Annotated in this window: 19 protein-coding genes; 8 read left to right on the forward strand and 11 right to left on the reverse strand. The window is 71.4% G+C overall.

Going from position 1 to position 22658, the window contains the following annotated elements:
* Positions 1–190: 190 nt before the first annotated feature.
* The 10 genes from ACGFRG_RS28655 to ACGFRG_RS28700 all read right to left on the reverse strand — a co-directional run bounded on the left by ACGFRG_RS28655 (position 191) and on the right by ACGFRG_RS28700 (position 10541).
* A complete protein-coding gene (locus ACGFRG_RS28655) occupies positions 191–1768 on the reverse strand; it encodes an NADH-quinone oxidoreductase subunit N (protein WP_361433606.1) in 1578 nt (525 codons plus the stop codon).
* Positions 1765–3321, reverse strand: coding sequence for a NuoM family protein (locus ACGFRG_RS28660; RefSeq protein WP_393268542.1), 1557 nt, complete (start codon positions 3319–3321; stop codon positions 1765–1767). The genes ACGFRG_RS28655 and ACGFRG_RS28660 overlap by 4 nt, the downstream gene beginning before the upstream one ends.
* Positions 3322–3348: 27 nt before the next feature.
* Positions 3349–5349, reverse strand: coding sequence for an NADH-quinone oxidoreductase subunit L (locus ACGFRG_RS28665; RefSeq protein WP_393268507.1), 2001 nt, complete (start codon positions 5347–5349; stop codon positions 3349–3351).
* Positions 5346–5705, reverse strand: a complete 360-nt coding sequence (gene nuoK / locus ACGFRG_RS28670; RefSeq protein WP_393268510.1) for an NADH-quinone oxidoreductase subunit NuoK — start codon at positions 5703–5705, stop codon at positions 5346–5348. Before nuoK ends, ACGFRG_RS28665 begins: the two co-directional genes overlap by 4 nt.
* On the reverse strand, positions 5705–6289 hold the full coding sequence (locus ACGFRG_RS28675; RefSeq protein ID WP_361433610.1) for an NADH-quinone oxidoreductase subunit J: 585 nt from the start codon (positions 6287–6289) through the stop codon (positions 5705–5707). The genes nuoK and ACGFRG_RS28675 overlap by 1 nt, the downstream gene beginning before the upstream one ends.
* The gene (locus ACGFRG_RS28680; protein WP_361433628.1) at positions 6286–6921 is read right to left on the reverse strand and encodes a 4Fe-4S binding protein; all 636 of its coding nucleotides are present in this window, start codon (positions 6919–6921) and stop codon (positions 6286–6288) included. Before ACGFRG_RS28680 ends, ACGFRG_RS28675 begins: the two co-directional genes overlap by 4 nt.
* Before the next feature lie 107 nt (positions 6922–7028).
* Positions 7029–7997, reverse strand: coding sequence for a complex I subunit 1 family protein (locus ACGFRG_RS28685; RefSeq protein WP_361433612.1), 969 nt, complete (start codon positions 7995–7997; stop codon positions 7029–7031).
* Positions 7994–9376 carry an NADH-quinone oxidoreductase subunit C gene (locus tag ACGFRG_RS28690; RefSeq protein ID WP_393268513.1) on the reverse strand — a complete coding sequence of 461 codons (1383 nt, stop codon included), beginning with the start codon at positions 9374–9376 and terminating at the stop codon, positions 7994–7996. Before ACGFRG_RS28690 ends, ACGFRG_RS28685 begins: the two co-directional genes overlap by 4 nt.
* Complete coding sequence (locus ACGFRG_RS28695) at positions 9373–10152, reverse strand: NADH-quinone oxidoreductase subunit B (protein ID WP_393268515.1); 780 nt, start codon at positions 10150–10152, stop codon at positions 9373–9375. The genes ACGFRG_RS28690 and ACGFRG_RS28695 overlap by 4 nt, the downstream gene beginning before the upstream one ends.
* On the reverse strand, positions 10143–10541 hold the full coding sequence (locus ACGFRG_RS28700) for an NADH-quinone oxidoreductase subunit A (protein ID WP_361433619.1): 399 nt from the start codon (positions 10539–10541) through the stop codon (positions 10143–10145). Before ACGFRG_RS28700 ends, ACGFRG_RS28695 begins: the two co-directional genes overlap by 10 nt.
* A gap of 314 nt (positions 10542–10855) precedes the next feature.
* On the opposite strand from ACGFRG_RS28700, the gene ACGFRG_RS28705 reads away from it, so the two are divergent.
* The 6 genes from ACGFRG_RS28705 to ACGFRG_RS28730 all read left to right on the forward strand — a co-directional run bounded on the left by ACGFRG_RS28705 (position 10856) and on the right by ACGFRG_RS28730 (position 19850).
* The gene (locus tag ACGFRG_RS28705; protein ID WP_393268518.1) at positions 10856–12109 is read left to right on the forward strand and encodes a sensor histidine kinase; all 1254 of its coding nucleotides are present in this window, start codon (positions 10856–10858) and stop codon (positions 12107–12109) included.
* 188 nt (positions 12110–12297) lie between these two features.
* On the forward strand, positions 12298–13608 hold the full coding sequence (locus tag ACGFRG_RS28710) for a sensor histidine kinase (RefSeq protein ID WP_393268546.1): 1311 nt from the start codon (positions 12298–12300) through the stop codon (positions 13606–13608).
* A gap of 251 nt (positions 13609–13859) precedes the next feature.
* The gene (locus ACGFRG_RS28715; RefSeq protein WP_361433630.1) at positions 13860–14519 is read left to right on the forward strand and encodes a response regulator transcription factor; all 660 of its coding nucleotides are present in this window, start codon (positions 13860–13862) and stop codon (positions 14517–14519) included.
* A gap of 291 nt (positions 14520–14810) precedes the next feature.
* Positions 14811–16757, forward strand: coding sequence for a 2-oxoacid:acceptor oxidoreductase subunit alpha (locus ACGFRG_RS28720; RefSeq protein WP_393268520.1), 1947 nt, complete (start codon positions 14811–14813; stop codon positions 16755–16757).
* A complete protein-coding gene (locus tag ACGFRG_RS28725; protein WP_393268523.1) occupies positions 16750–17799 on the forward strand; it encodes a 2-oxoacid:ferredoxin oxidoreductase subunit beta in 1050 nt (349 codons plus the stop codon). The genes ACGFRG_RS28720 and ACGFRG_RS28725 overlap by 8 nt, the downstream gene beginning before the upstream one ends.
* A 95-nt stretch (positions 17800–17894) precedes the next feature.
* The gene (locus ACGFRG_RS28730; protein WP_393268526.1) at positions 17895–19850 is read left to right on the forward strand and encodes an APC family permease; all 1956 of its coding nucleotides are present in this window, start codon (positions 17895–17897) and stop codon (positions 19848–19850) included.
* A 3-nt stretch (positions 19851–19853) separates the two neighbouring features.
* On the opposite strand, the gene ACGFRG_RS28735 is transcribed toward ACGFRG_RS28730, so the two are convergent.
* A complete protein-coding gene (locus ACGFRG_RS28735) occupies positions 19854–20243 on the reverse strand; it encodes a helix-turn-helix domain-containing protein (RefSeq protein ID WP_361434173.1) in 390 nt (129 codons plus the stop codon).
* A 124-nt stretch (positions 20244–20367) separates the two neighbouring features.
* Here ACGFRG_RS28735 and ACGFRG_RS28740 point away from each other — a divergent pair, with 124 nt between their 5' ends.
* Positions 20368–21222: an SDR family oxidoreductase gene (locus ACGFRG_RS28740; protein WP_361434175.1), complete on the forward strand. Its 855-nt coding sequence runs from the start codon at positions 20368–20370 to the stop codon at positions 21220–21222.
* A 230-nt stretch (positions 21223–21452) separates the two neighbouring features.
* A complete protein-coding gene (gene rarD, locus ACGFRG_RS28745; RefSeq protein ID WP_393268549.1) occupies positions 21453–22364 on the forward strand; it encodes an EamA family transporter RarD in 912 nt (303 codons plus the stop codon).
* Positions 22365–22658: the final 294 nt, after the last annotated feature.

A 22658-nucleotide genomic window follows, 5' to 3' on the forward strand; every position in this document is an offset into this window, starting at 1 on the left:
GCCCGTACGGACGCCGTCGGCGTCCGGGCACGCGTGCATACGCGTACGCGCGTACGACAGTGCCTTGTTCGGGTGCCCGAGTTCAAACCCGGCGCGTAGGGAGGGGCCGATCGGCGTAGTCGGCCCCTCGTAAGAGACCGACCGGGTGCTCGGAAAGAGCGCTCAGAGGCGGATGTTCGGTAGCGGGCGCTCAGAACAGGCTGATCGACGCGAAGTGCAGGGCCACCTGGGGCATGCCCGACAGGGCGATGCCCGCGACGGCCGTCAGCACGATGGCGACGGTGAGCGGAGCCGGGACGGCGTGGCGCACCGCGCGCGTGGCGGGTGCCACAGCCGCCTCTTCGGCGCCCTCGACCCCTTCGGCCTCAACCGCCTCCGGCGAGCGGAACAGCACCGCCGTCCACCGCAGGTAGTAGTACAGGGCGATCACGACGTTCAGCGCCATGACGACCGCGAGCCAGCCGAGGCCCGCGTCCACCGCGGCCGAGAAGACGGTGACCTTGGCGAACAGGCCGATGATGCCCGGCGGCAGACCGGCCAGGCAGAGCAGGAAGAAGCCCAGCGCGAGCGCGGCGAACGGCCGCTCGGCGTACAGACCGCGGTAGTCGGCGACCCGGTTCAGCGGCCGCGTACGGGCGACGAGCGCGGCCACCGCGAACGCGCCGAGGTTCACGACGGCGTACATCAGGGCGTACGCCACGGTGGCGCCGACCTGGGCGTCGCTGGAGTAGGCGGCCGCCGCGATCGGTACGAGGAGGTAGCCGGCCTGGCCCACCGAGGACCAGGCCAGCAGCCGGATCGCGCTGTACGCGCGCGTGGCCGACTGCCGCAGCGCCGCCACGTTGCCGATGGTCATCGTCAGGGCCGCGACGACCGCGAGGGCCGGGCCCCACACGTCCGCGTAGGCCGGGAAGGCGATGACGGTCACCAGAATGAGGCCGGAGAAGCCGACCGCCTTGCCGACCACCGACAAGTAGGCGGCGACGGGCAGCGGCGCGCCTACGTAGGTGTCGGGTACCCAGAAGTGGAAGGGCACGGCGGCCGTCTTGAAGGCGAAGCCGACCAGGGTGAGTGCGACGCCCGTCTGGGCGAGCGTGTCCAACTGGTGGGGCACGTCGGCGAGGCGGTTGGCGATCTCGTTGAGGTGCAGGGTGCCCGTGGCCGCGTACACGAAGCTGACGCCGAGGAGCATCACGGCGGTCGCGGTCACCGAGGAGAGGAAGAACTTCAGGGCCGCCTCGGAGGACAGCCGGTCGCCCCTCTTGAGGCCGACGAGCGCGAAGGCCGGCAGCGAGGCGACCTCCAGGGCGACCACCAAGGTGGCCAGGTCGCGTGAGGCGGGCAGCAGGGCGGCGCCGGCCGCCGAGGACAGCAGCAGGAACCAGAACTCGCCGGCGGGCAGCTTCTCCTTGGTCTCCGTCATCGACAGCAGCGCGGTCAGCAGGGCGCCGCCGAGCACGACGAACTGGAGCACCAGCGTGAAGCGGTCGACGGTGTAGCTGCACGCCTCGGGGTTGGTGGTGAGGCAGAAGGTCGAGCGCGTCGACTTGTGCAGCGGGATCAGGAAGAGCAGCGCGGCGACGAGCCCGGCGACCGCGCCCCAGCCGAGCAGCGGCTTGCGGCTCTTGGGCACGAACAGGTCGGCGACCAGCACGATCAGCGCGACGGCCGCGGTGATCACCGGCGGGGCGATCGCGACCCAGTCGACGGACTGGACGACGCCTGCGGCGCCGGTGACGGATGCGGCGCTTGCGGCGGCCACGGTCACGACTTGCCTCCTGCGAGGAGCTTGTGGACGGCCGGATCGGTGAGGCCGAGGAGGACCGCGGGCCAGAGGCCGGCGAGGACGGTGAGGGCGACGAGCGGGCTCCAGGAGGCGACTTCGTACCCCTGGACGTCGACGAGCCGCGGCTCCCGCGGCCGGCTGTCCGGTGTGCCCATGCAGACGCGGCGCACCACGACGAGCAGATACGCGGCGGTGAGCAGCGTGCCGACGGCCGCGATCGACATGAAGGTGACGAACGCGGGGCGGCTCAGACCGTCGGCGGGCTTGAACGCGCCGAACATCGACAGCATCTCGCCCCAGAACCCGGCAAGGCCCGGCAGCCCGAGCGAGGCGACGGCCGCGAAGGCGATCAGGCCGCCCAGGCGCGGGGCCCGGCCGTAGAGCGCGGCGCCGGTCGCGCCGGAGAGGGTGTCCAGGTCGGCCGTGCCGTACCGGTCCTTGAGGGCTCCGACCAGGAAGAAGAGCAGGCCGGTGATGAGGCCGTGGGCGATGTTCGCGAAGAGCGCGCCGTTGACGCCGGTGGGGGTCATGCTCGCGATGCCGAGGAGCACGAAGCCCATGTGGCCGACGGAGGAGTACGCGATGAGGCGCTTCAGGTCGCCCTTGCTGCCGCGCTTGGCCAAGGCCAGGCAGGCCAGCGATCCGTAGATGATCCCGGCCACCGCGAACGCCGCCAGATACGGGGCGAACCGGTGCATTCCATCGGGGGCGATGGGCAGCACGATCCGGACGAACCCGTACGTACCCATCTTCAGCAGCACGCCGGCCAGCAGCACCGAACCGACCGTCGGCGCGGCGGTGTGGGCGTCCGGGAGCCAGCTGTGCAGCGGCCACATCGGGGTCTTCACGGCGAGCCCGATCCCGATCGCCAAAACGGCGATGACCTGCACGGATGTGGTCATCCCCCGGCCGTTGTCAGTGGCGAGTGCCACCATGTCGAAGGTGCCGGTCTTCAGCCCGATCAGCAGCAGGCCGAGCAGCATGACCACGGAACCGAGCAGGGTGTAGAGGATGAACTTCCAGGCGGCGGCCTGCCGTTGCTCACCGCCCCAGCGGGCGATGAGGAAGTACATCGGGATGAGCACCATCTCGAACGCGAGGAAGAAGAGCAGCAGGTCGAGGACGGCGAAGGTGGCGAGGGTGCCGGACTCCAGGACGAGCAGGAGAGCGACGAACGCCTTCGGGGACGGGCCCGCGGGCATCTTGAAGTAGCTGTACAGCGCGCACAGGAAGGTCAGCAGCGCGGTCAGGACGAGAAGGGGGAGTGAGATGCCGTCGATGCCGAGGTGGATGCGCACGTTCAGCGTGGGGATCCACTTGATGTCCGTCGTGGCCTGCATCGTCGACGCGTGGTCGCGGTCGAAGCCGAGCGCGAGGACGATCGCCGCGAGCAGGATCGCGCCGGTTACCGTCACGCCGTGGCGGAGCACGGCCTGGTCGGGGGACTTCCCCTTCAGTCCGGGCGGGGCGGGCAGGAGCGCCGCGCCCGCGCCGAGGAGCGGGCCGACCACGATGAACGCGAGAAGGAACTGCATCACGGACGCGCTGATATCAATCACGGCTCACGATCCGGCGTTGACGTTGGCAAGGACGACGGCGACGAGCGCCAGGACGGCGGAGCCGGCGAGCAGCGCGCTGAGATAGGTCTGCACATTGCCGGTCTGGGCCTTGCGGACGGCCGCGCCCAGCCAGCGGGGAAGGGCGCCCGCGCCCTGTACGTAGGTGTCGACGACCTCGCGGTCCAGGAAGCGGACCAGCGCGGCGGCGGCGAGCACGGGGCGGACGAACAGCGTCCGGTAGACCGCGTCGAGGTGGAAGCCGGTGGCCGCGTGGCGGTGCAGCGGGCCGAGCAGCAGCCGTCCCGGGTCGGCCGGGTCGCACGCCGAGGCGATGTCGCCGTACACCGGGGTGTGGCTGGCGATGGCCTCTTCCTCGACGAGCCCTCCGTCCGCCTCCGGGTGGGCGGCGACCGCGCCGATCGGAGTGCGGGCGGCCAGGGTGCTGGTGTGCCGCCAGGTGGCGTACGTGATGAGCCCGCCGACCACGGCGACGCCGGTCGACAGGACCGACGTGGTCAGGGCCGGGGTGAGCGCGTGGCCGTCGAACCAGTCGTCGAGGTAGCCGGTGGTGAGGCCGAACGCGAGCGACGGAATCGCCAGGACCCAGAGCACGGCGTTCATGGCGAAGGGCTGGCGGCCGTGGTCCGGGGCCGGTGAGCCCTTGCCCCGGAAGGCCATCAGCCACAGGCGGGTGGCGTACGCGGCGGTGAGCAGGGCGGTCAGCAGACCGGCGAGCAGCACGATCCAGCCGGTGGCCTCCGGGGCGACCGTGCTGTCGCCGACGGCGGTGTGCTCGGCGGCCGACAGGACGGCTTCCTTGGAGAAGAAGCCGGCGAAGGGAGGGATCGCGGCGAGCGCGAGCAGGGCGACGGTCATCGTCCAGTACGCGTCGGGGATGCGCTTGGCGAGGCCGTCCATACGGGACATGGCGGCCAGGGAGTTGGTGCCGGCGGCGTGGATGATCACGCCGGCCGCGAGGAACAGCAGCGCCTTGAAGGCGCCGTGCGAGAGGAGGTGGAAGACGGCGGCGCCACGGTCGCCGACGGCCAGGGCGCCCGACATATAGCCGAGCTGACCGATGGTCGAGTAGGCGAGGACGCGCTTGATGTCGTCCTGCGCGAGGGCGGCGAGCGCCGAGCCGACCATCGTGACGGCGGCCATCACGGCGAGCACGGTCAGAGCGGCGGCGGAGGCCGCGAAGACGGGGAGGAGCCGGGCCACGAAGTAGATACCGGCGGCGACCATCGTCGCGGCGTGGATCAGCGCGGAGACGGGGGTCGGGCCAGCCATCGCGTCGGGCAGCCAGGTGTGCAGCGGGAACTGCGCTGACTTGCCCGCCACACCGGCCAGGAGCAGCAGGGCGATAAGCGTGGGGTGGTCAATGCCGCCGGTGAGGGCGGCCTGGACGACCCCGGTGATGCGGAACGTTCCGGCGTCCGTGGCCAGCGCGAACAGACCGATCAGGAAGGGGACGTCACCGAGCTTGGTGACCAGGAAGGCCTTCAGCGAGGCGGCACGCGCCTCGGGGGTCTCCCAGTAGTGGCCGACCAGGAAGTACGAGCAGATGCCCATGATCTCCCAGCCGACCAGCAGCACCATCAGGTCGCCGGAGTAGACGACGAGCAGCATCGCGGAGGTGAAGAGGGAGACGAGAGCGGCGTACGAGGGGTAGCGCGGGTCGTCGCGCAGGTACCCGGTGGAGTACAGCTGCACGCAGGTCGCCACCAGGCCGACCAGGACGGCGACGAGGACGGCGAAGCCGTCGAGGTGCAGGGCCAGGTCGATCGGCACGGATCCGGTCGGGGTGAGCCGCCGGGAGGCGTCGATCGACTTGCCGCCGCCCTGGTCCACGGCGACGACGACGGCCAGGACGAACGCGGCCAGGGTCGGCAGCACGGCCAGGGGGCGTACGTAACCGGGAGCGGTGCGGCCGAACAGCAGTCCGGCCGCGGCGCCCAGGAACGGAAGGAGGGGGACGAGGACGGCGAGGGTCGTGGTGGTCACGCGGCGGCCTCAGCCTTCTGTGCCGGGGCGGCGGGGTCGTCGGGGCCGGAGCCCTCGGCCGTGTCGCGGAGCTTGTCGATGTCCGCGGTGCCGCGGTTGCGGTACACGGCCAGCACGATCGCCAGGCCGATGCCGATCTCGGCGGCGGCGATGGCGATGGTGAACAGGGTGAGCGCCTGGCCGGCGTGGAGGGTGTCGCGCAGCCATACGTCGCAGGCGACGAGGTTGAGGTTGACGGCGTTGAGCATCAGCTCGACGGACATCAGGACCAGGATCGCGTTGCGGCGCGCGAGCACTCCGTACACACCGGTGCAGAAGAGGAGGACGGCGAGCCCTGCCGGATAGATGAGGTGCATCAGCGCTGCTCCCTGTCTCTGGGGCCGTCGTCGGCACCGCCCTTGCGGGACATGACGATCGCGCCGACGAGTGCGGCGAGAAGGAGGACGGAGAGCGCTTCGAACGGCAGCACCCAGTGCCGGAACAGGATCGAGCCGGTGACCTTGGTCGAGCCCTGGCCGGGGCCGTCGACGTTGATCCAGGTCGTACGGAAGGCGTCCAGAACGACCCAGAGCAGCGAGCCGGCCGCGGCGAGGGCGACGGCGAGGGCGGCCCAGCGGTTGCCCGAGTCGGCGTCCGGGGAGCGGCCGATCGGGGCCCTGGTCAGCATCAGTCCGAACAGGAGGAGGACCACCACGGAACCGACATAGATGAGGACCTGCACCCAGGCGATGAACTCGGCGGTGAGCAGGAGGTACTCGACGGCGATGCCGCCGAGCGCCACGACGAGCCAGAGGGCGGCGTGCACCAGCTGCTTCGTCGTGACCGTGAGGACGGCCGCGCCGAAGGTCACGGCGCCGACGAGGAGGAACGCGATCTCGACCCCGGTCGGGGAGAGAAAGCCGTGGTGCACGGTGTGCGGACCCTGCGCGAGGAGCATCATGCCTGGCCCTCCTCGGGCTCGTTGGCCTTGGGCTCAGCGGCCTTGGGGTTGTTGGCCTCGGGCTCGGGGGCGGTCGCCTCCGTGGTCGCGCTCGCCTCGGTGGCGGCCTCGGCGGACGGGGCTGTCCCGATGGAGGCCGCGGCCTCGGCGGTCGCGGCGGCCTCGGCTGCGGCGGCGAGCTTCTCCGCGGTCTTGCGGGCCGAGGCGACCTCCTTCGGCTCCTCCGCCGCCGGGTCGAGCGCGGGCGGGGCCGGGACGGTCCACATCCAGTCGCGGAGCTTGTCGCGCTCGTGGGTGAGTTCGTGGATGTCCGTCTCCGCGTACTCGAACTCGGGCGACCAGAACAGCGCGTCGAAAGGACACACCTCGATGCAGATACCGCAGTACATGCAGAGCGAGAAGTCGATGGCGAAGCGGTCGAGGACGTTGCGGCTGCGCTCGCGGCCGCCTTCGACCGCCGCCGGGATCGTCTCCTTGTGGGAGTCGATGTAGATGCACCAGTCGGGGCACTCGCGGGCGCAGAGCATGCAGACCGTGCAGTTCTCCTCGAACAGACCGATCACGCCCCGGCTGCGGGGCGGGAGTTCGGGCTGGACGTCCGGGTACTGCGCGGTGACGGTCTTCTTGGTCATCGTGCGGAGCGTCACGGCCAGGCCCTTGGCCAGGCCGGAGCCGGGGAAGCGGGAGCGGGCGGGCGCGAGGTCCGCGGTGTTCGCGGCGTTCGCGGGGTTTGCAGCCATCAGCTGATCGCCACCTTCACGATGCCGGTGAGCGCGATCTGCGCGAGAGCGAGAGGAATGAGCGTGGTCCAGGCGAGTTTCTGCAACTGGTCCTCGCGGAGCCGGGGGTAGCTGACACGCAGCCAGATGACGATGAAGGCGAGGACCGCGGTCTTGAGGAGCGTCCACACCCAGCCGAGCCCGTCGGCGCCGAAGGGGCCGTGCCAGCCGCCCAGGAACAGGACGGTGGTGAGGCCGCAGAGGACGACGATCCCGGCGTACTCGGCGAGCAGGAAGAGGGCGAAGCGCAGGCCCGTGTACTCGGTGTACGCGCCGAAGATGATCTCGGAGTCGGCTACGGGCATGTCGAAGGGCGGGCGCTGGAGTTCGGCGAGACCGGCCACGAAGAAGACCAGGGCGCCGACGATCTGCCAGGGCAGCCACCACCACTCGAAGGCGTTGAGGATGCCGGGCAGGGAGACCGTACCGGCCGCCATCGCCACGGAGGCGGCGGCGAGCAGCATCGGCAGCTCGTACGCGAGGAGCTGGGCGGCGGTGCGCAGTCCGCCGAGGAGGGAGAACTTGTTGGCCGAGGCCCAGCCCGCCATCAGCGAGCCGAGCACGCCGACGCCCATGACGGCGAGCACGAAGAAGATGCCCGCGTCGACCACCTGGCCGACCGCGCCCTCGCTCGGGCCGACGGGGATCGCCACCAGGACGAGGAGGTACGGGAGCAGGGCGACGGCGGGGGCGAGCTGGAAGACGCGGCGGTCGGCGTCGGCCGGGACCACGTCCTCCTTCTGCGCGAACTTCACACCGTCCGCGACGAGCTGGGCCCAGCCGTGGAAGCCGCCGGCGTACATCGGGCCGAGGCGGCCCTGCATATGAGCCATGACCTTGTGCTCGGTCTGCCCGATGACGAGGGGCAGGACCATGAACACGGCGAAGACGACGAGGAGCCGGAGGGCGACGTCAGTTGCGTCGTTCACGCGGTTTCGCCTCCGGCGGGGTTGTCGTGGTCGTCGGGGTCGGCCGTGGGCTTGGCCTCGGGCCCGGGCTGGGCCTCAGCCTCGGTCTCGGGCTCAGCCCCGGTCTCGGGCTCGGGCTTGGCCCTGCTGTCGGACTCGGGCGCGCGCTCGGACTCGGGCGCGGCCGACTCGGGCGCGGGCGACTCGGATGCGGGCGGCTCGGATGCGGCCGACTCGGATGCGGGCGGCTCGGATGCGGGCGGCTCGGATGCGGGCGGCTCCGCCGGGCCGACGGGGTGGGCCGGTTCGGCCTCTGGCACCGTGCCCGCCTCGGCCTCGGTGTCCGGCGGCCCCGGGGTGGCCGGGGGCTCGTCGAACGCCGGGCGGGGGTTGTTCCAGGGGGCGTCCGTGCTGCGGGTGCGCGGCGGCGGAGTGGCTTCCGGGCGCGTGGACGGCTGCGCCTGCGAGGCCGAGCCGTCGGCGGCGCTGCGGCTGCGACGCGGGGTGCGCGGCGGAGTGGCTTCCGGTGCGGCCGACGCACCGGCGTCCGGGGTCTGGGACGCGGACCCGTCCGACGCGCTGCGCGTGCGGCGCGGAGACGGGGTGGGGGCGTCCGCCACCGGCCGAGTCGTGGCTTCCGGGGCGGCCGGAGCGGGCGCGCCTTCCGCCGCCCCCTGAGTCCCCGCCCCCGGGGTCGCCTGGGACGCCGAGCCCTCCGCGACCGTGCGGGTGCGGCGGACCGGGCGGTCGCCTGCGGCTCGGGGGGTGCGGGCCGGGCGGTCGCCCGCCGCTCGGGGGGTGCGGGCGGGGGCCGGGGGGAGTTGGCCCTTCAGCGGGCCCCACTCGTTGGGGTCCGGCACGCCCGGCGGGAGCATCTGGCGGCGCTTGGGGCCGCCGTGGTCCGACTCCCCCGGCTCCTTCGCACCCGGCCACGCCTTGGCGACCCGCGCCGCGAGGACGAAGTCCTTGCGCAGCGGGTGGCCTTCGAAGCCCTCGGGGAGAAGCAGGGGGATCAGGTTGGGGTGGCCCTCGAAGTCCACGCCGAACATCTCGTGGGTCTCGCGCTCGTGCCAGGCCGCGCCCGCGTAGACGTCCACGGCGGAGGCGAGGACGGGTGCGGTGTGCGGCACGGTCGTACGGACGAGCAGGCGGCGGACCCGGCGGCCCTCAAGCGCGACGACGTGGGCGCAGACGCGGAAGCCGGTGCCCGGCTCGTCGACCGCGCTCAGCCAGTCGAAGTACGTGCAGCCCAGCTTGTCGCGCGCGATCTCCAGCGCGGCGATCCAGGAGCCGACGGGGACGTCGACCGTGAGCAGGCCGTACGCCTCCTCGGCGGTGGCCTCCTCGCCGAAGATCTCCGTGACGGCGTCCGGCAGACGGTCGTACGCGGTCGTGGTCACTGCGCGTCCCCCGGCGTCGGCGTGTCGCCGTCGGAGCCGTCCGTGGCCCCACCGGACCCACCGGACCCACTGGATCCATCAGCCGCACCGGCCCCACCGGCCGAGGCGTCCGCGCCCGGCCCACCGGCGGAGGCGGCGCCACCGCCCGAACCACCCGGCGGCGCAGGCGCCGTGACCAGGCCGCTGGTCAGCTGCGCCGTCGTCGCCGTCGTGCTGTAGCGCTCGCCGAGCGACTCGCGGGCGATCTTCTCCTGGAGCTTGAGGATGCCCTGGAGGAGCGCTTCCGGGCGGGGCGGGCAGCCGGGGACGTACACATCGACCGGGATGATCTGGTCGACGCCCTTGGTCACCGAGTACGAGTCCCAGTACGGGCCGCCGCAGTTGGAGCAGGCGCCGAAGGAGATGACGTACTTCGGCTCGGGCATCTGCTCGTACAGGCGCTTCACGGCCGGTGCCATCTTGTCGGTCACCGTGCCCGAGACGATCATGAGGTCGGCCTGGCGCGGGCCGGGCGCGAAGGGGATCACGCCGAGCCGGATGAAGTCGTGGCGGGCCATCGAGGCCGCGATGAACTCGATGGCGCAGCAGGCGAGTCCGAAGTTGAACACCCAGAGGCTGTAGCGGCGGCCCCAGTTGAGGACCACCTTCATCGGCTCGGGGGCCAGCCGGGAGAGCACGCCCAGGCGCTGCCCCTGCACCGGGAGCCCCTTGGAGGAACCGTTTTCGGCCACCGTGGGCGTGGGCAGGAACTGGGGATCCGGAGTCGTCACGTCCATTCGAGGACGCCCTTCTTCCATGCGTAGAGCAGTCCCACGGCCAGGAAGCCGAGGAAGATGAACATCTCGACCAGCGTGGCCGCGCCGTATCCGGGGGCGGCGAAGACCGTCGCCCACGGGAAGAGGAAGATCGAGTCGACGGCGAAGATCACGTACAGGAAGGCGTAGACGTAGTAGCGCACCTGCGTGTGCGCCCAGCCCTCGCCGACGGGGTCCACCCCGCACTCGTACGTGAGCAGTTTCTCCGGCGTCGGGACCACGGGCCGCAGCAGCCGCCCGGCTCCGAAGGCCACCGCGACGAAGAGCACGCCGACCACGGCGAGCAGTCCGACGACCGAATAGCTGTGGAAGTAGTCCGCCGACAGCTGGCGTACGGTCGGTTCCGGCACGTCCGCCCCTCGCTCCCTGACCTCGTTGCAGTGTGTTCGACGATCTGTACGCACGGGAGTCTAGGCCCTGCTAAGGGCACGGTAAGCAGGTGTCTCATCCAGGTTGCACACCTGGCGCCCGCACGGCGGCGTCCCGGCGGGTGTCCGGAAGACGACCGGAGCCGTGTCCTGATCGCGTCGGCGCACGAGCCCGGCACACGCGCGGGCGCTTCTCCATCCGCGCGCGTCCCGCGCCCGGGGGTGGGGTTTTCCCCAGGAAAAGGCACATAGCCACCCCATGGCGCACGGCCCGGCGGCCCGGCAGGCTTGGCTCCATGACCAGCACCTTCCGCGACGAGCGGCGACCCGGCCGACGGTCCGACACGCCGCACGACCAGGCCCACGGCCAGGGACACGAGACATACGACGACACCCCGCCCCCCGTGCGGCTGGCGTACGACGCGTCCACCTGGAAGGAGATCGCGCATCTCCTCGCCAATCTGCCGATGGCGCTCATCGGCTTCGTCTATGTCGTCGTGCTCGTCTTCACCGGCGCCGGGCTCTCCGTCACCGTGATCGGGCTGCCGCTGCTCGCGGTCGGTCTGGTCGGCGCGCGTCAGCTGGGCAAGCTGGAGCGCGCGCGGGCGCGCACGCTGCTCGGCGTCCGGATCGAGGAGCCCACGCCGATTCCGGCGCGCGCGCTGCGGTCCGGCGCGCGTGGCGGCGGGCTGCGCTGGCTGTGGACGAGTCTGAAGGACCCGGTCGGCTGGCGGAACGTGCTGTACGAGTTCATCCGGCTGCCCTGGGGCGTTTTGACGTTCACGGTCACGCTGACCGCGTTCTTCGTAGCCTGGCCGTTCCTCGGCCTCATCGCCAGGCTGCTCACCAATGTCGACCGGATGATGGTGCGCGGGCTGCTCTCGCCCTCGGACGATCTGGAGCGGCGGATCGCCGAACTGGAATCGGACCGCGGGGTGGTCGTGGACACGGCGGCCGCCGATCTGCGCCGGATCGAACGCGATCTGCACGACGGCGCGCAGGCCCGGCTCGTCGCCCTCGCGATGGGGCTCGGCCTCGCCAAGGAGAAGCTGCTTGAGGACCCCGACGCCGCCGCCGCGATGGTCGACGAGGCCCACGGCGAGGTCAAACTCGCCCTCCAGGAACTGCGCGACCTGGCCCGCGGCATCCACCCGGCGGTCCTCACCGACCGCGGCCTCGACGCCGCCCTCTCCTCCGTCGCCTCCCGCTGCACCGTCCCGGTCCGGGTCACCTGCGACGTGCGGGAACGGCCGGCCGCCGCCATCGAGGGCATCGCCTACTTCACCGTCTCCGAACTGCTCCAGAACGTCAGCAAGCACAGCGGCGCGAAGTCGGCGTCGGTCGAGGTGTGGCGGTCGGGCGACCGGCTGCTCCTACAGGTGGAGGACGACGGGCGGGGCGGCGCGCGGCTGGACGGCGGTACGGGCATGGCGGGCCTCGCCGAACGCCTCGGCGCGGTGGACGGGCTGTTCGTGCTCGACTCGCCGGTGGGCGGCCCGACCGTCGTCACCGCCGAACTGCCGTGGCGCGCGCGTGGGCCGAAGGAGTAACGCCACACGGCCGGGCGGGGGTAGGGAAAACCCCCGGTCATAGACGGTGACCGGCTCCATGGTCCGGGGCGGGCGCGGGCAGCAGTCTGGATACGTACGAGAGCGCACTGGTCGGTACGTAGACCTCACCGCGCACCAGTCACCCACGGACAACCATCGTCAGAGACTGAACGGACGGACCGATGATCATGGACACGGAGTACGGGCAGCGGCCGGCTCGGCGGCACTTCCTCCCGTCGGCGCTGCGCGCGCCGCTGGAGGCCCGGACCTTCCGTGAGTTCGGCTATCTGCTGCTCAGCCTGCCGATCAGCATCGTCATGTTCACCTGGGCGATCGTCGTGGTGTCGCTGAGCGCGGGGCTGCTGATCACCTTCCTGGGGATCCCGGTGCTCGCGGGCGGGCTTCTCGCGTGCCGGGCGTTCGGCGCGATGGAGCGGACCCGGGCGCGGGCGCTGCTCGGCGTGGACGTCGCCGCGCCGCAGCCGATCCGCTTCAAGGGCGGCCTGATGAGCTGGGTCGGGGCCGTCCTGAAGAGCGGCGTCTCCTGGCGCCACCTGCTGTACTCGCTGTTCCACTTCCCGTGGGCGCTGTTCTCCTTCATCGTCTCGCTGACGCTGTGGGTGTACGGCTGGGCGATGCTGTCGTATCCGCTGTGGCAGTGGGTGTACCCGACGTACACGGACCAGAAGGGCATCCAGCTGTACGGCGACGGGACGCACCGCTTCTATCTGGACTCGCCGTTCGAGATCACACTGACCTCGCTCTCCGGGCTGGCCGTGACGCTGGCCGTGCCGTGGCTGATCCGGGGGCTCGCGCATGTGGACCGCGGCCTGGTCATCGGGCTGCTCGGGCCGTCGCGCCTGGAGGAGCGGGTGACGGAGCTGGAGTCGGACCGGGGCGTGGTCGTGGACACCTCGGCCGCCGACCTGCGGCGCATCGAGCGGGATCTGCACGACGGGGCCCAGGCCCGGCTGGTCGCGCTCGCGATGGATCTGGGGCTCGCGAAGGAGAAGCTGACCGAGGACCCGCGGGCGGCGGCCAAGATGGTGGACGAGGCGCACGGCGAGGTGAAGGTGGCGCTCCAGGAGCTGCGCGACCTGGCCCGGGGCATCCACCCGGCGGTCCTCACCGACCGCGGCCTGGACGCCGCGCTCTCCTCCGTCGCCTCCCGCTGCACGGTTCCGGTGCAGGTGGAGGTGGATCTGCCGGGGCGGCCGGTGCCGGCGATCGAGGGCATCGCGTACTTCACCGTCTCCGAGCTGCTGCAGAACGTCAGCAAGCACAGCGGGGCGAACCGGGCCGTCGTCGATGTGTGGCGGGCGCAGGACCGGCTGATGCTTCAGGTCACGGACAACGGGCGGGGCGGCGCGGCGGTCGACGGCGGCTCCGGGCTCGCGGGCCTGGCCGAGCGGCTGGACGCGGTGGACGGCATCCTCGTCGTCGACTCGCCCCGGGGCGGCCCGACGACGATCACGGCGGAGCTGCCGTGGCGGGCGTGAAAACGCGTCTCTAAACACGTCTCCAGCGGTCCGCGGGGGCTCCGGCGCGAGCCCCCGCCGGGCGTTCACGGGGCCTCCGGCGCGAGCCCCCGCCGGGGTACGCGGGCGCCGCGCTCCCGAACCCCGCCGCTCCCCAGGGCTGGATTTCACCCGGTCGGGTCCGGATGCTGGGATGCTGGGGTGTGCACAACCACAGGGAGTGCACAGCCGAGCAACACCGAGCCGGGGGGCTGCAGATCGTGGAGGACAGGGTGCGGGTCGTCATCGCCGAGGATTCAGTGCTGCTTCGGGAGGGCCTGACCCGGCTCCTGACCGACCGGGGCCATGACGTGGTCGCCGGGGTCGGTGACGGAGACGCGCTGGTCAAGACCGTCGGCGAGCTCTCCGACGAGGGCGCGCTGCCGGACGTGGTGGTCGCCGACGTACGGATGCCGCCGACCCACACCGACGAGGGCGTACGGGCCGCGGTGCTGCTGCGGAAGCTGTACCCGGGGGTCGGCGTGCTGGTGCTGTCGCAGTACGTGGAGGAGCGGTACGCCACCGAACTGCTGGCCGGTTCCAGTCGCGGGGTGGGCTATCTGCTCAAGGACCGGGTGGCCGAGGTCAGGGAGTTCGTGGACGCCGTGGTCAGGGTCGCGCAGGGCGGCACCGCCCTGGACCCCGAGGTGGTGGCCCAGCTGCTCGGCCGCAGCCGCAAGCAGCACGTACTGGCCGGGCTCACCCCGCGCGAGCGCGAGGTCCTCGGTCTGATGGCCGAGGGGCGCACGAACTCCGCGATCGCCAAGCAGCTGGTGGTCAGCGACGGCGCGGTGGAGAAGCACGTGAGCAACATCTTCCTGAAGCTCGGGCTCTCTCCGAGTGACGGGGATCACCGGCGGGTACTCGCGGTGCTGACCTACCTCAACTCCTGATCACCTGACACCCTGTCAGATATGGCAGGTGGCCGGATACGGCACACGAAGGCGGGGTGCTAGGGCCGGGGACCTAGCACCAAAGGATGAGCGCGACCGGGCGAGGGGCGACACGCGGAAGACGCCGGGGGGCGACTGAACCATGACAAACCAGGACACTGGATCGTCCCAAAAGGGCGTCCATGATGTGACCGGTCCAAGGAAGGCGACCCTTACCGACGTAGGGTGGGCTGTGGAGCGACCGGTCCGCCCGGCGCGCCCGAGCAGCCCGTCCGAGGGAGGTCCAGTTCAGTGACCAGCCAGGTCAGTACGCCAGCCGAGCAGGCAGACGGGGCCAATGAGGCCGTCGTCGGGGAGCCGCGCAGGCCGGTCGGCGAAAAAGGCGAGAAAGAGGTCAAGCGTCTCGACCGGGTGATCATCCGCTTCGCGGGTGACTCGGGTGACGGGATGCAGCTGACCGGTGACCGCTTCACCTCGGAGACCGCCTCGTTCGGCAACGACCTCTCCACCCTGCCGAACTTCCCCGCCGAGATCCGCGCCCCCGCCGGCACCCTGCCGGGCGTCTCCAGCTTCCAGCTCCACTTCGCCGACCACGACATCCTCACCCCCGGCGACGCACCCAACGTCCTCGTCGCGATGAACCCCGCCGCCCTCAAGGCCAACCTCGCCGACGTACCGCGCGGCGCGGAGATCATCGTCAACACGGACGAGTTCACGAAGCGCCCCATGGCGAAGGTCGGCTACACCGCCAGCCCGCTGGAGGACGGCACCCTGGACGCCTACCGCGTCCACCCCGTGCCGCTCACCACGCTGACGGTGGAGGCGCTGAAGGAGTTCGGGCTCTCCCGCAAGGAAGCCGAACGCTCGAAGAACATGTTCGCGCTCGGCCTGCTCTCCTGGATGTACCACCGGCCCACCGAGAACACCGAGGCGTTCCTGCGCCGCAAGTTCGCGAGTAAGCCGGACATCGCGGAGGCGAACGTGACCGCGTTCCGCGCGGGCTGGAACTTCGGCGAAACCACCGAGGACTTCGCCGTCTCCTACGAGGTCGCCCCCGCCACCACCGCCTTCCCGGCCGGCACCTACCGCAACATCTCCGGCAACCTCGCCCTCGCCTACGGCCTCATCGCCGCCTCCCGCCAGGCCGACCTGCCCCTTTTCCTCGGCTCGTATCCGATCACCCCCGCTTCCGACATCCTGCACGAGCTGTCCAAGCACAAGAACTTCGGCGTGCGCACCTTCCAGGCCGAGGACGAGATCGCCGGTATCGGCGCAGCCCTGGGCGCCGCCTTCGGCGGCTCGCTCGCCGTCACCACCACCTCCGGCCCCGGCGTCGCCCTGAAGTCCGAGACCATCGGCCTCGCCGTCAGCCTCGAACTGCCACTGCTGATCGTCGACATCCAGCGCGGCGGCCCCTCCACCGGCCTGCCCACCAAAACCGAGCAAGCCGACCTGCTGCAAGCGATGTACGGGCGCAATGGTGAAGCCCCCGTCCCGATCGTGGCGCCGAAAACGCCCGGTGACTGCTTCACGGCCGCCCTGGAGGCGGCCCGGATCGCGCTCACGTATCGCACGCCGGTGTTCCTGCTCTCCGACGGCTATCTGGCCAACGGTTCGGAGCCCTGGCGGGTTCCCGACGCCGAGGAACTCCCTGACCTGCGCGTCCAGTTCGCCACCGGCCCCAACCACACGCTGGCCGACGGCACCGAGGTGTTCTGGCCCTACAAGCGCGACCCGCAGACACTGGCCCGCCCCTGGGCCGTGCCCGGCACCCCGGGCCTCGAACACCGCATCGGCGGGATCGAGAAGCAGGACGGCACCGGCAACATCTCGTACGACCCCGCCAACCACGACCTCATGGTCCGCACCCGACAGGCCAAGATCGACGGCATCCAGGTCCCCGACCTCGAAGTCGACGACCCGGACAAGGCGAGCACGCTGGTGCTGGGCTGGGGCTCCACGTACGGGCCGATCACCGCGGCGGTGCGCCGGCTGCGCGCCGAGGGCCACCCCATCGCCCAGGCGCACCTGCGCCACCTCAACCCCTTCCCGGGGAATCTCGCAGAGGTGCTGAGGCGTTATTCCAAGGTGGTGGTTCCGGAGATGAACCTCGGCCAGCTGGCCACGCTGATCCGGGCGAAGTACCTGGTGGACGCGCAGTCGTACAACCAGGTCAACGGAATGCCGTTCAAGGCCGAGCAGCTCGCGACGGCCCTCAAGGAGGCCATCCATGTCTGAGGCGCTGAAGCTGGTCCCCAAGGCCGAGGCCAAGCAGTCCATGAAGGACTTCAAGTCGGACCAGGAGGTCCGCTGGTGCCCCGGCTGCGGCGACTACGCCGTCCTGGCCGCCGTCCAGGGCTTCATGCCCGAACTCGGCCTGGCCAAGGAAAACATCGTCTTCGTCTCCGGCATCGGCTGCTCCAGCCGCTTCCCGTACTACATGAACACCTACGGGATGCACTCCATCCACGGCCGCGCCCCCGCCATCGCCACCGGCCTCGCCACCAGCCGCACCGACCTCTCCGTCTGGGTCGTCACCGGCGACGGCGACGCCCTCTCCATCGGCGGCAACCACCTCATCCACGCCCTGCGCCGCAACGTCAACCTCAAGATCCTCCTGTTCAACAACCGGATCTACGGACTTACCAAGGGCCAGTACTCGCCCACCAGCGAAGTCGGGAAGATCACCAAGTCGACGCCCATGGGGTCCCTCGACGCGCCCTTCAACCCGGTCTCGCTCGCGCTCGGCGCGGAGGCGTCGTTCGTGGCCCGCACGGTCGACTCGGACCGCAAGCACCTCACCGAAACCCTGCGCCAGGCCGCCGACCACCCCGGCACCGCCCTCATCGAGATCTACCAGAACTGCAACATCTTCAACGACGGCGCCTTCGACGCCCTCAAGGACCATGAACAGTCCCAAGAGGCCGTCATCCGCCTCGAACACGGCCAGGCCATCCGCTTCGGCACCGACCTGCACAAGGGTGTCGTCCGCGATCCGGCCACCGGGGATCTGAAGGTCGTGGAGGTCACGCCGGACAACGAGGCCGACGTCCTCGTCCACGACGCCCACAACCCCTCCCCCACCACCGCCTTCGCCCTCTCGCGCCTCGCCGACCCCGACACCCTGCACCACACCCCCATCGGTGTGCTGCGATCCGTCGAACGGCCGGTGTACGACACCCAGATGGCCGACCAGCTCGACACCGCCGTCCACCAGCACGGCAAGGGCGACCTCAGCACCCTCCTCACCGGCAACGACACCTGGACCGTCGTCGGCTGAGGAACAGGGCGGGGCCGCGAGGGCAACCGGCTGAATCAGTACGGGTGCCCGGCCGGGGAGTCTGCGCGGCCCCCCGGCCGGGCACCCGTACTCATATGCCCATGGACCGTCTCGCGTACCGCGTCAAGCGGCGGCTGCTCGGCAAGCCGCTCACCACCGAGCGCATCAGCGACGAGAAGCTGGACAACCGCACGGCGCTCGGGGTGCTCGCCTCCGACTGCATCAGCTCGTCGGCGTACGGCTCCGAGGAGATGCTGCGGGTGCTGGTGCCCGTGGTCGGAGCGGCGGCGTTCAGTCTGCTGATGCCCGTGACCGGCGCGATCCTGTTCGTCCTCGTCCTTCTGACGCTCTGTTACAGCGACGTCGTCACCATCTACACCCGGGCCGGCGGCTCGTACGTCGTCGCCCGCGAGAACTTCGGGCCGGAGGTCGCGCAGATCGCGGCCGTGGCGCTGCTCGTCGACTACATCGTGACGGTCGCCGTCCAGGTGTCGGCCGGGACCAACGCGATCATCTCGCTGGCCCATCTCCTGGGCGGCCAGTGGACCGGAATGGACCACCTCCAACTCCCCATCTCGGTGGGGGTGATCCTCTTCCTGGCGTACGGGAATCTGCGCGGTGTGCGCGAGGCGGGGCGGCTTTTCGCGCTGCCCGCCTATCTGTTCATGACGGCGGTCGCGCTGATGCTGGTCGCCTCGGCCGCGCGGGGGCTCACCAGCGGGCTGCCGCGCGCCGATCTGCACGCCTCCGGCGCGATCCCGATCGGCAGCGCGGGCAACGGCTGGCTGTACGGGGCCTCGCTGTTCATGGTGCTGCGGGCGTTCGCCAACGGCGGGTCGTCGCTGACCGGTCTTGAGGCGATCTCCAACGGGATCTCCGCGTTCCGCGAGCCGCAGGGGCGCAACGCACGCCATACGCTGATCGCGATGAGCACGGTGCTCGGCATCCTGGTGCTCGGTGTGTCGACACTGGCGCACTACACGCACGCCGTGCCGTACACCGACGGCACCCCGACCGTCATCGCGCAGGAGGCCCACTTCGCCTTCGGGGGCGGGGTGGTGGGGACGGCCGGGCTCGTCTTCGTCCAGATCGCGACCGCGCTGGTCCTCTACACCGGCGCCAACACCCCGTTCACCGGCTTCCCGTATCTGGCGAGCTTCGTGGCCGAGGACCGGTTCCTGCCACGGCAGTTGACCCGGCGCGGGCACCGGCTCGCGTTCTCCAACGGGATCATCGCGCTGACCGTCGTCTCGCTGGCGCTGCTGCTCGTCACCCGCGCCAACGTCGACAAGCTGGTGGCGCTGTACGCGATCGGGGTGTTCACCGCCTTCACCATGGCCGGGGCCGGGCTCACCGCGTACCACCTGCGGCGACGCGAGCGCCGGAGGCGGCTGAAGGTCGCCGTCAACGGGCTGGCGGCGGTGGTCTCGGCGGCCGTCGTGCTGATCTTCGCGGTCACCAAGTTCACCGAGGGCGCCTGGCTGGTGGTCGTGGTGTTCCCGCTCGGGGTGTGGGCGCTGACCCGGATCAACCGCGAGTACCGGCGCGAGGCCGCGGCCCTGGGCACCCTCCAGGCGCCGGGCGCCGATCTGCCGCACGGCCGCCGCCACCGGGTCCTCGTCCTGGTCGAGACGCTGGACCTGGCGGCTCTCAAGGCCCTGCGGTACGCGCACGAGCTGCGGCCCGACGAGATCCGGGCGGTCCACTTCGCGATCGACGAGGCGCACGCGCGACGGCTGGCCGCGCAGTGGGAGGACACGGCGGCGACGTCGGTTCCGCTGGAGCTGGTGGACTGCCCGGACCGGCGGCTGCGGCACGCGATGGTGGAACTCGCGGCCCGGGCGACCGAGGACGAGAGGACCTGGCTCACGGTCCTGGTCCCGCACCGCACGTACACCGGATTCCTGGGCAGGCTGCTGCACCGGGGCACCGGTGAGGCGATGGCCAAGGCACTGGAGCATCTGCCGTCGGTCGCGGTGACGGTGCTGCCGTTCGACGTGTCGCGGGCGCTGGAGTCGCTGGACGCGGGGCGCGCGCCGCAGCCGGAGTAGGCGTTACGCGGGCTTGGCCTCGCGGGCCTCGTCGTACGCGGCGCGGGCCTCCTGCACCTGCTCCATCCGCACCCCGGTCCACTCGGCCAGGGCCCGTACGCGCTCGGCGGCCTCGTGGCCCAGCGGGGTCAGCGAGTAGTCGACGCGGGGCGGGATGACCGGCTTGGCGTCACGGTGCACAAAACCGTCGCGCTCCAGCGTCTGGAGGGTCTGGGCCAGCATCTTCTCGCTGACCCGGCCGACGTGCCGGCGCAGCTCGCTGAACCGGAACGACCGCTGCGTCAGCGCGAGCAGGACGAGGACGCCCCAACGGCTGGTCACATGCTCAAGGACGAGCCGGTGCGGACACATCGCCTCGCGGAGGTCCTCGGCGGGCCGGGTACTTACTTCCATACCAGTACCTTACTTCAAAGTGGGTACTTACGAAAGGTTAGCGCCCGCCGTACGGTGAGTGTCACGGGTTCCGCACGGGGACCACGGGTTCCGCACGGGACCGAGAGCCAAGGAGTCAGCAGCCATGAGCATCGTCGTCACCGGAGCCACCGGAGCCCTCGGCCGTCTCGTCATCGACGAGCTGCTCGCCGCGGGCGTCCCGGCGGACTCGATAGCCGCCGTCGTACGGAACAAGGAGAAGGCCGCCGAGATCGCCGCGCGCGGAGTCGAGCTGCGGATCGCGGACTACAGCGCGCCCGAGACGCTGGCCGGTGCCTTCCACGCCGGTGACCGCGTGCTGCTGATCTCCGGCAGCGAGATCGGGCAGCGCGTGGCGCAGCACACCGCCGTCATCGAGGCCGCGAAGGCCGCCGGGGTCGCGCAGCTCGCGTACACCGGAGTCCTGGGCGGGCCCGCCGCCGACTTCACGCTCGCGGACGAGCACCGGGCCACCGAGCAGCTGATCCTCGACTCGGGTCTGCCGTACACGTTCCTGCGCAACGGCTGGTACACCGAGAACTACACGGCCAACCTCGCGCCGGTCCTGGCGCACGGGGCCGTCGTCTCCAACGCGGGCGAGGGCCGGGTGGCCTCGGCCGCCCGCGCCGACTACGCCGCCGCCGCTGCCGCGGTCCTGACCGGCGAGGGCCACCTGGGCAAGGCGTACGAGCTGAGCGGCGACGTGGCGTGGTCGTTCGCCGAGTACGCGGCCGAGGTCGCGCGGGCCACCGGCAAGGAGATCGCGTACCAGGCCGTGGCCCCCGAGGCGCACCTCTCCATCCTCACCGGCGCGGGCGTCCCGGCGCCGTTCGCCGAGATCCTGGTCGACGTGGACCTGGCGATCGAGCGCGGCCGGCTGGCGGCCACGTCCGGCGACCTGGCCCGGCTGATCGGCCGCCCGACGACCCCGATCGCGACGACGATCGCGGCGGCGGTCTGAGGCCCTGAGCGGACGCGGGCGCCCGGTGAACCGAACCGGTCCGGCCGTCAGGACCGTTTTCGGATATCGGGCATGACAGGAATGACTCTCTGGCGCTACCTTCAACAAGGTTGACGCGCGCGCAGGGAGGGCCAGTGGCCGAGGAACCGACAACCGCTGCCGGAGCCGGTGTCACCGGCGACGCGGGTGAACAGCGGGCAGGACTGCTGTACGGGATCGGCGCCTACGGGATGTGGGGGCTGGTCCCGCTCTTCTGGCCGCTCCTGAAGCCGGCCGGTGCGGTCGAGATCCTGGCCCACCGCATGGTGTGGTCGCTGGCGTTCGTCGGCGTCGCGCTGCTGGCGCTGCGCCGCTGGGCGTGGATCGGCGAGCTCATACGCCAGCCGCGCCGCCTCGCGCTCATCGGCTTCGCCGCCGCCGTGATCACCGTCAACTGGGGCGTCTACATCTGGTCGGTGAACTCCGGCCACGTCGTCGAGGCGTCCCTCGGCTACTTCATCAACCCGCTGGTCACCATCGCGATGGGCGTGCTCCTGCTGAAGGAGCGGCTGCGGCCGGTGCAGTGGGCGGCGGTGGCGATCGGCGCGGGCGCGGTGGTGGTCCTGACCGTCGGGTACGGGCGTCCGCCGTGGATCTCCCTCACCCTCGCGTTCTCGTTCGCCACGTACGGCCTGGTGAAGAAGAAGGTCAACCTCGGCGGGCTCGAATCGCTCGCGGCCGAGACCGCGATGCAGTTCCTGCCGGCGCTGGGGTATCTCGTGTGGCTCGGGGCGTCCGGGAACGCGACGTTCGGGTCCGAGGGCTTCGGGCACGGGGCGCTGCTCGCCGCGACGGGTGTCGTCACGGCGGTGCCGCTGGTGTGCTTCGGGGCGGCCGCGATCCGGGTGCCGCTGTCGACGCTCGGACTGCTCCAGTACCTGGCGCCGGTGTTCCAGTTCGGCCTGGGCGTCGTGTACTTCCACGAGGCGATGCCGGCGGAGCGGTGGGCCGGCTTCGCGCTGGTCTGGCTCGCCCTGACCCTGCTGACCTGGGACGCCCTGCGCACGGCGCACCGGGGGCGGGTGGCGCTGGCGGCGGCGGAGGCGGCGGCGGGGGAGGTCGCGGCGGGGTCGCCCGCGGCGACGCGCGAACCGGCGGCCTGAGCCCCACCCCGCCCCTTCGCCTAAACCCTCCGGGGGTGGGTGGGGGCGGAGGTGGGTTTCCCCGGGGGCTACGCCCCCCGGCCCCCCGCTGGGGCTCTGCCCCGGGCCCCGGCGGGGTGGGTGGGTACGTGGGGCTGCGCCCCCTGCGGGTGAGTGGGTAGCGGGGCTTCGCCCCGGAACCCGTTTTCGGCTGCGGGCCGGTGGGGGCTGGTCGCGCAGTTCCCCGCGCCCCTTGATGGGCCCTGCGGGCCCTCCGAGATGGGCCCTGCGGGCCCTCTTAGGGGCGCGGGGAAC

Source organism: Streptomyces sp. NPDC048696, assembly GCF_043198895.1.
Taxonomy (GTDB): domain Bacteria; phylum Actinomycetota; class Actinomycetes; order Streptomycetales; family Streptomycetaceae; genus Streptomyces.

Coding starts and splice junctions, on each gene's coding strand:
- ACGFRG_RS28660 (WP_393268542.1), bottom strand. CDS start 3,321: ATGCAGTTCCTTCTCGCGTTCATCGTGGTCGGCCCGCTCCTCGGCGCG.
- nuoK (WP_393268510.1), bottom strand. CDS start 5,705: ATGCACCTCATCTATCCGGCAGGGCTCGCCGTCCTCCTCTTCTGCACC.
- ACGFRG_RS28675 (WP_361433610.1), bottom strand. CDS start 6,289: ATGATGCTCCTCGCGCAGGGTCCGCACACCGTGCACCACGGCTTTCTC.
- ACGFRG_RS28680 (WP_361433628.1), bottom strand. CDS start 6,921: ATGACCAAGAAGACCGTCACCGCGCAGTACCCGGACGTCCAGCCCGAA.
- ACGFRG_RS28695 (WP_393268515.1), bottom strand. CDS start 10,152: ATGGACGTGACGACTCCGGATCCCCAGTTCCTGCCCACGCCCACGGTG.
- ACGFRG_RS28705 (WP_393268518.1), top strand. CDS start 10,856: ATGACCAGCACCTTCCGCGACGAGCGGCGACCCGGCCGACGGTCCGAC.
- ACGFRG_RS28710 (WP_393268546.1), top strand. CDS start 12,298: ATGGACACGGAGTACGGGCAGCGGCCGGCTCGGCGGCACTTCCTCCCG.
- ACGFRG_RS28725 (WP_393268523.1), top strand. CDS start 16,750: ATGTCTGAGGCGCTGAAGCTGGTCCCCAAGGCCGAGGCCAAGCAGTCC.
- ACGFRG_RS28730 (WP_393268526.1), top strand. CDS start 17,895: ATGCCCATGGACCGTCTCGCGTACCGCGTCAAGCGGCGGCTGCTCGGC.
- ACGFRG_RS28735 (WP_361434173.1), bottom strand. CDS start 20,243: ATGGAAGTAAGTACCCGGCCCGCCGAGGACCTCCGCGAGGCGATGTGT.
- ACGFRG_RS28740 (WP_361434175.1), top strand. CDS start 20,368: ATGAGCATCGTCGTCACCGGAGCCACCGGAGCCCTCGGCCGTCTCGTC.
- rarD (WP_393268549.1), top strand. CDS start 21,453: ATGTGGGGGCTGGTCCCGCTCTTCTGGCCGCTCCTGAAGCCGGCCGGT.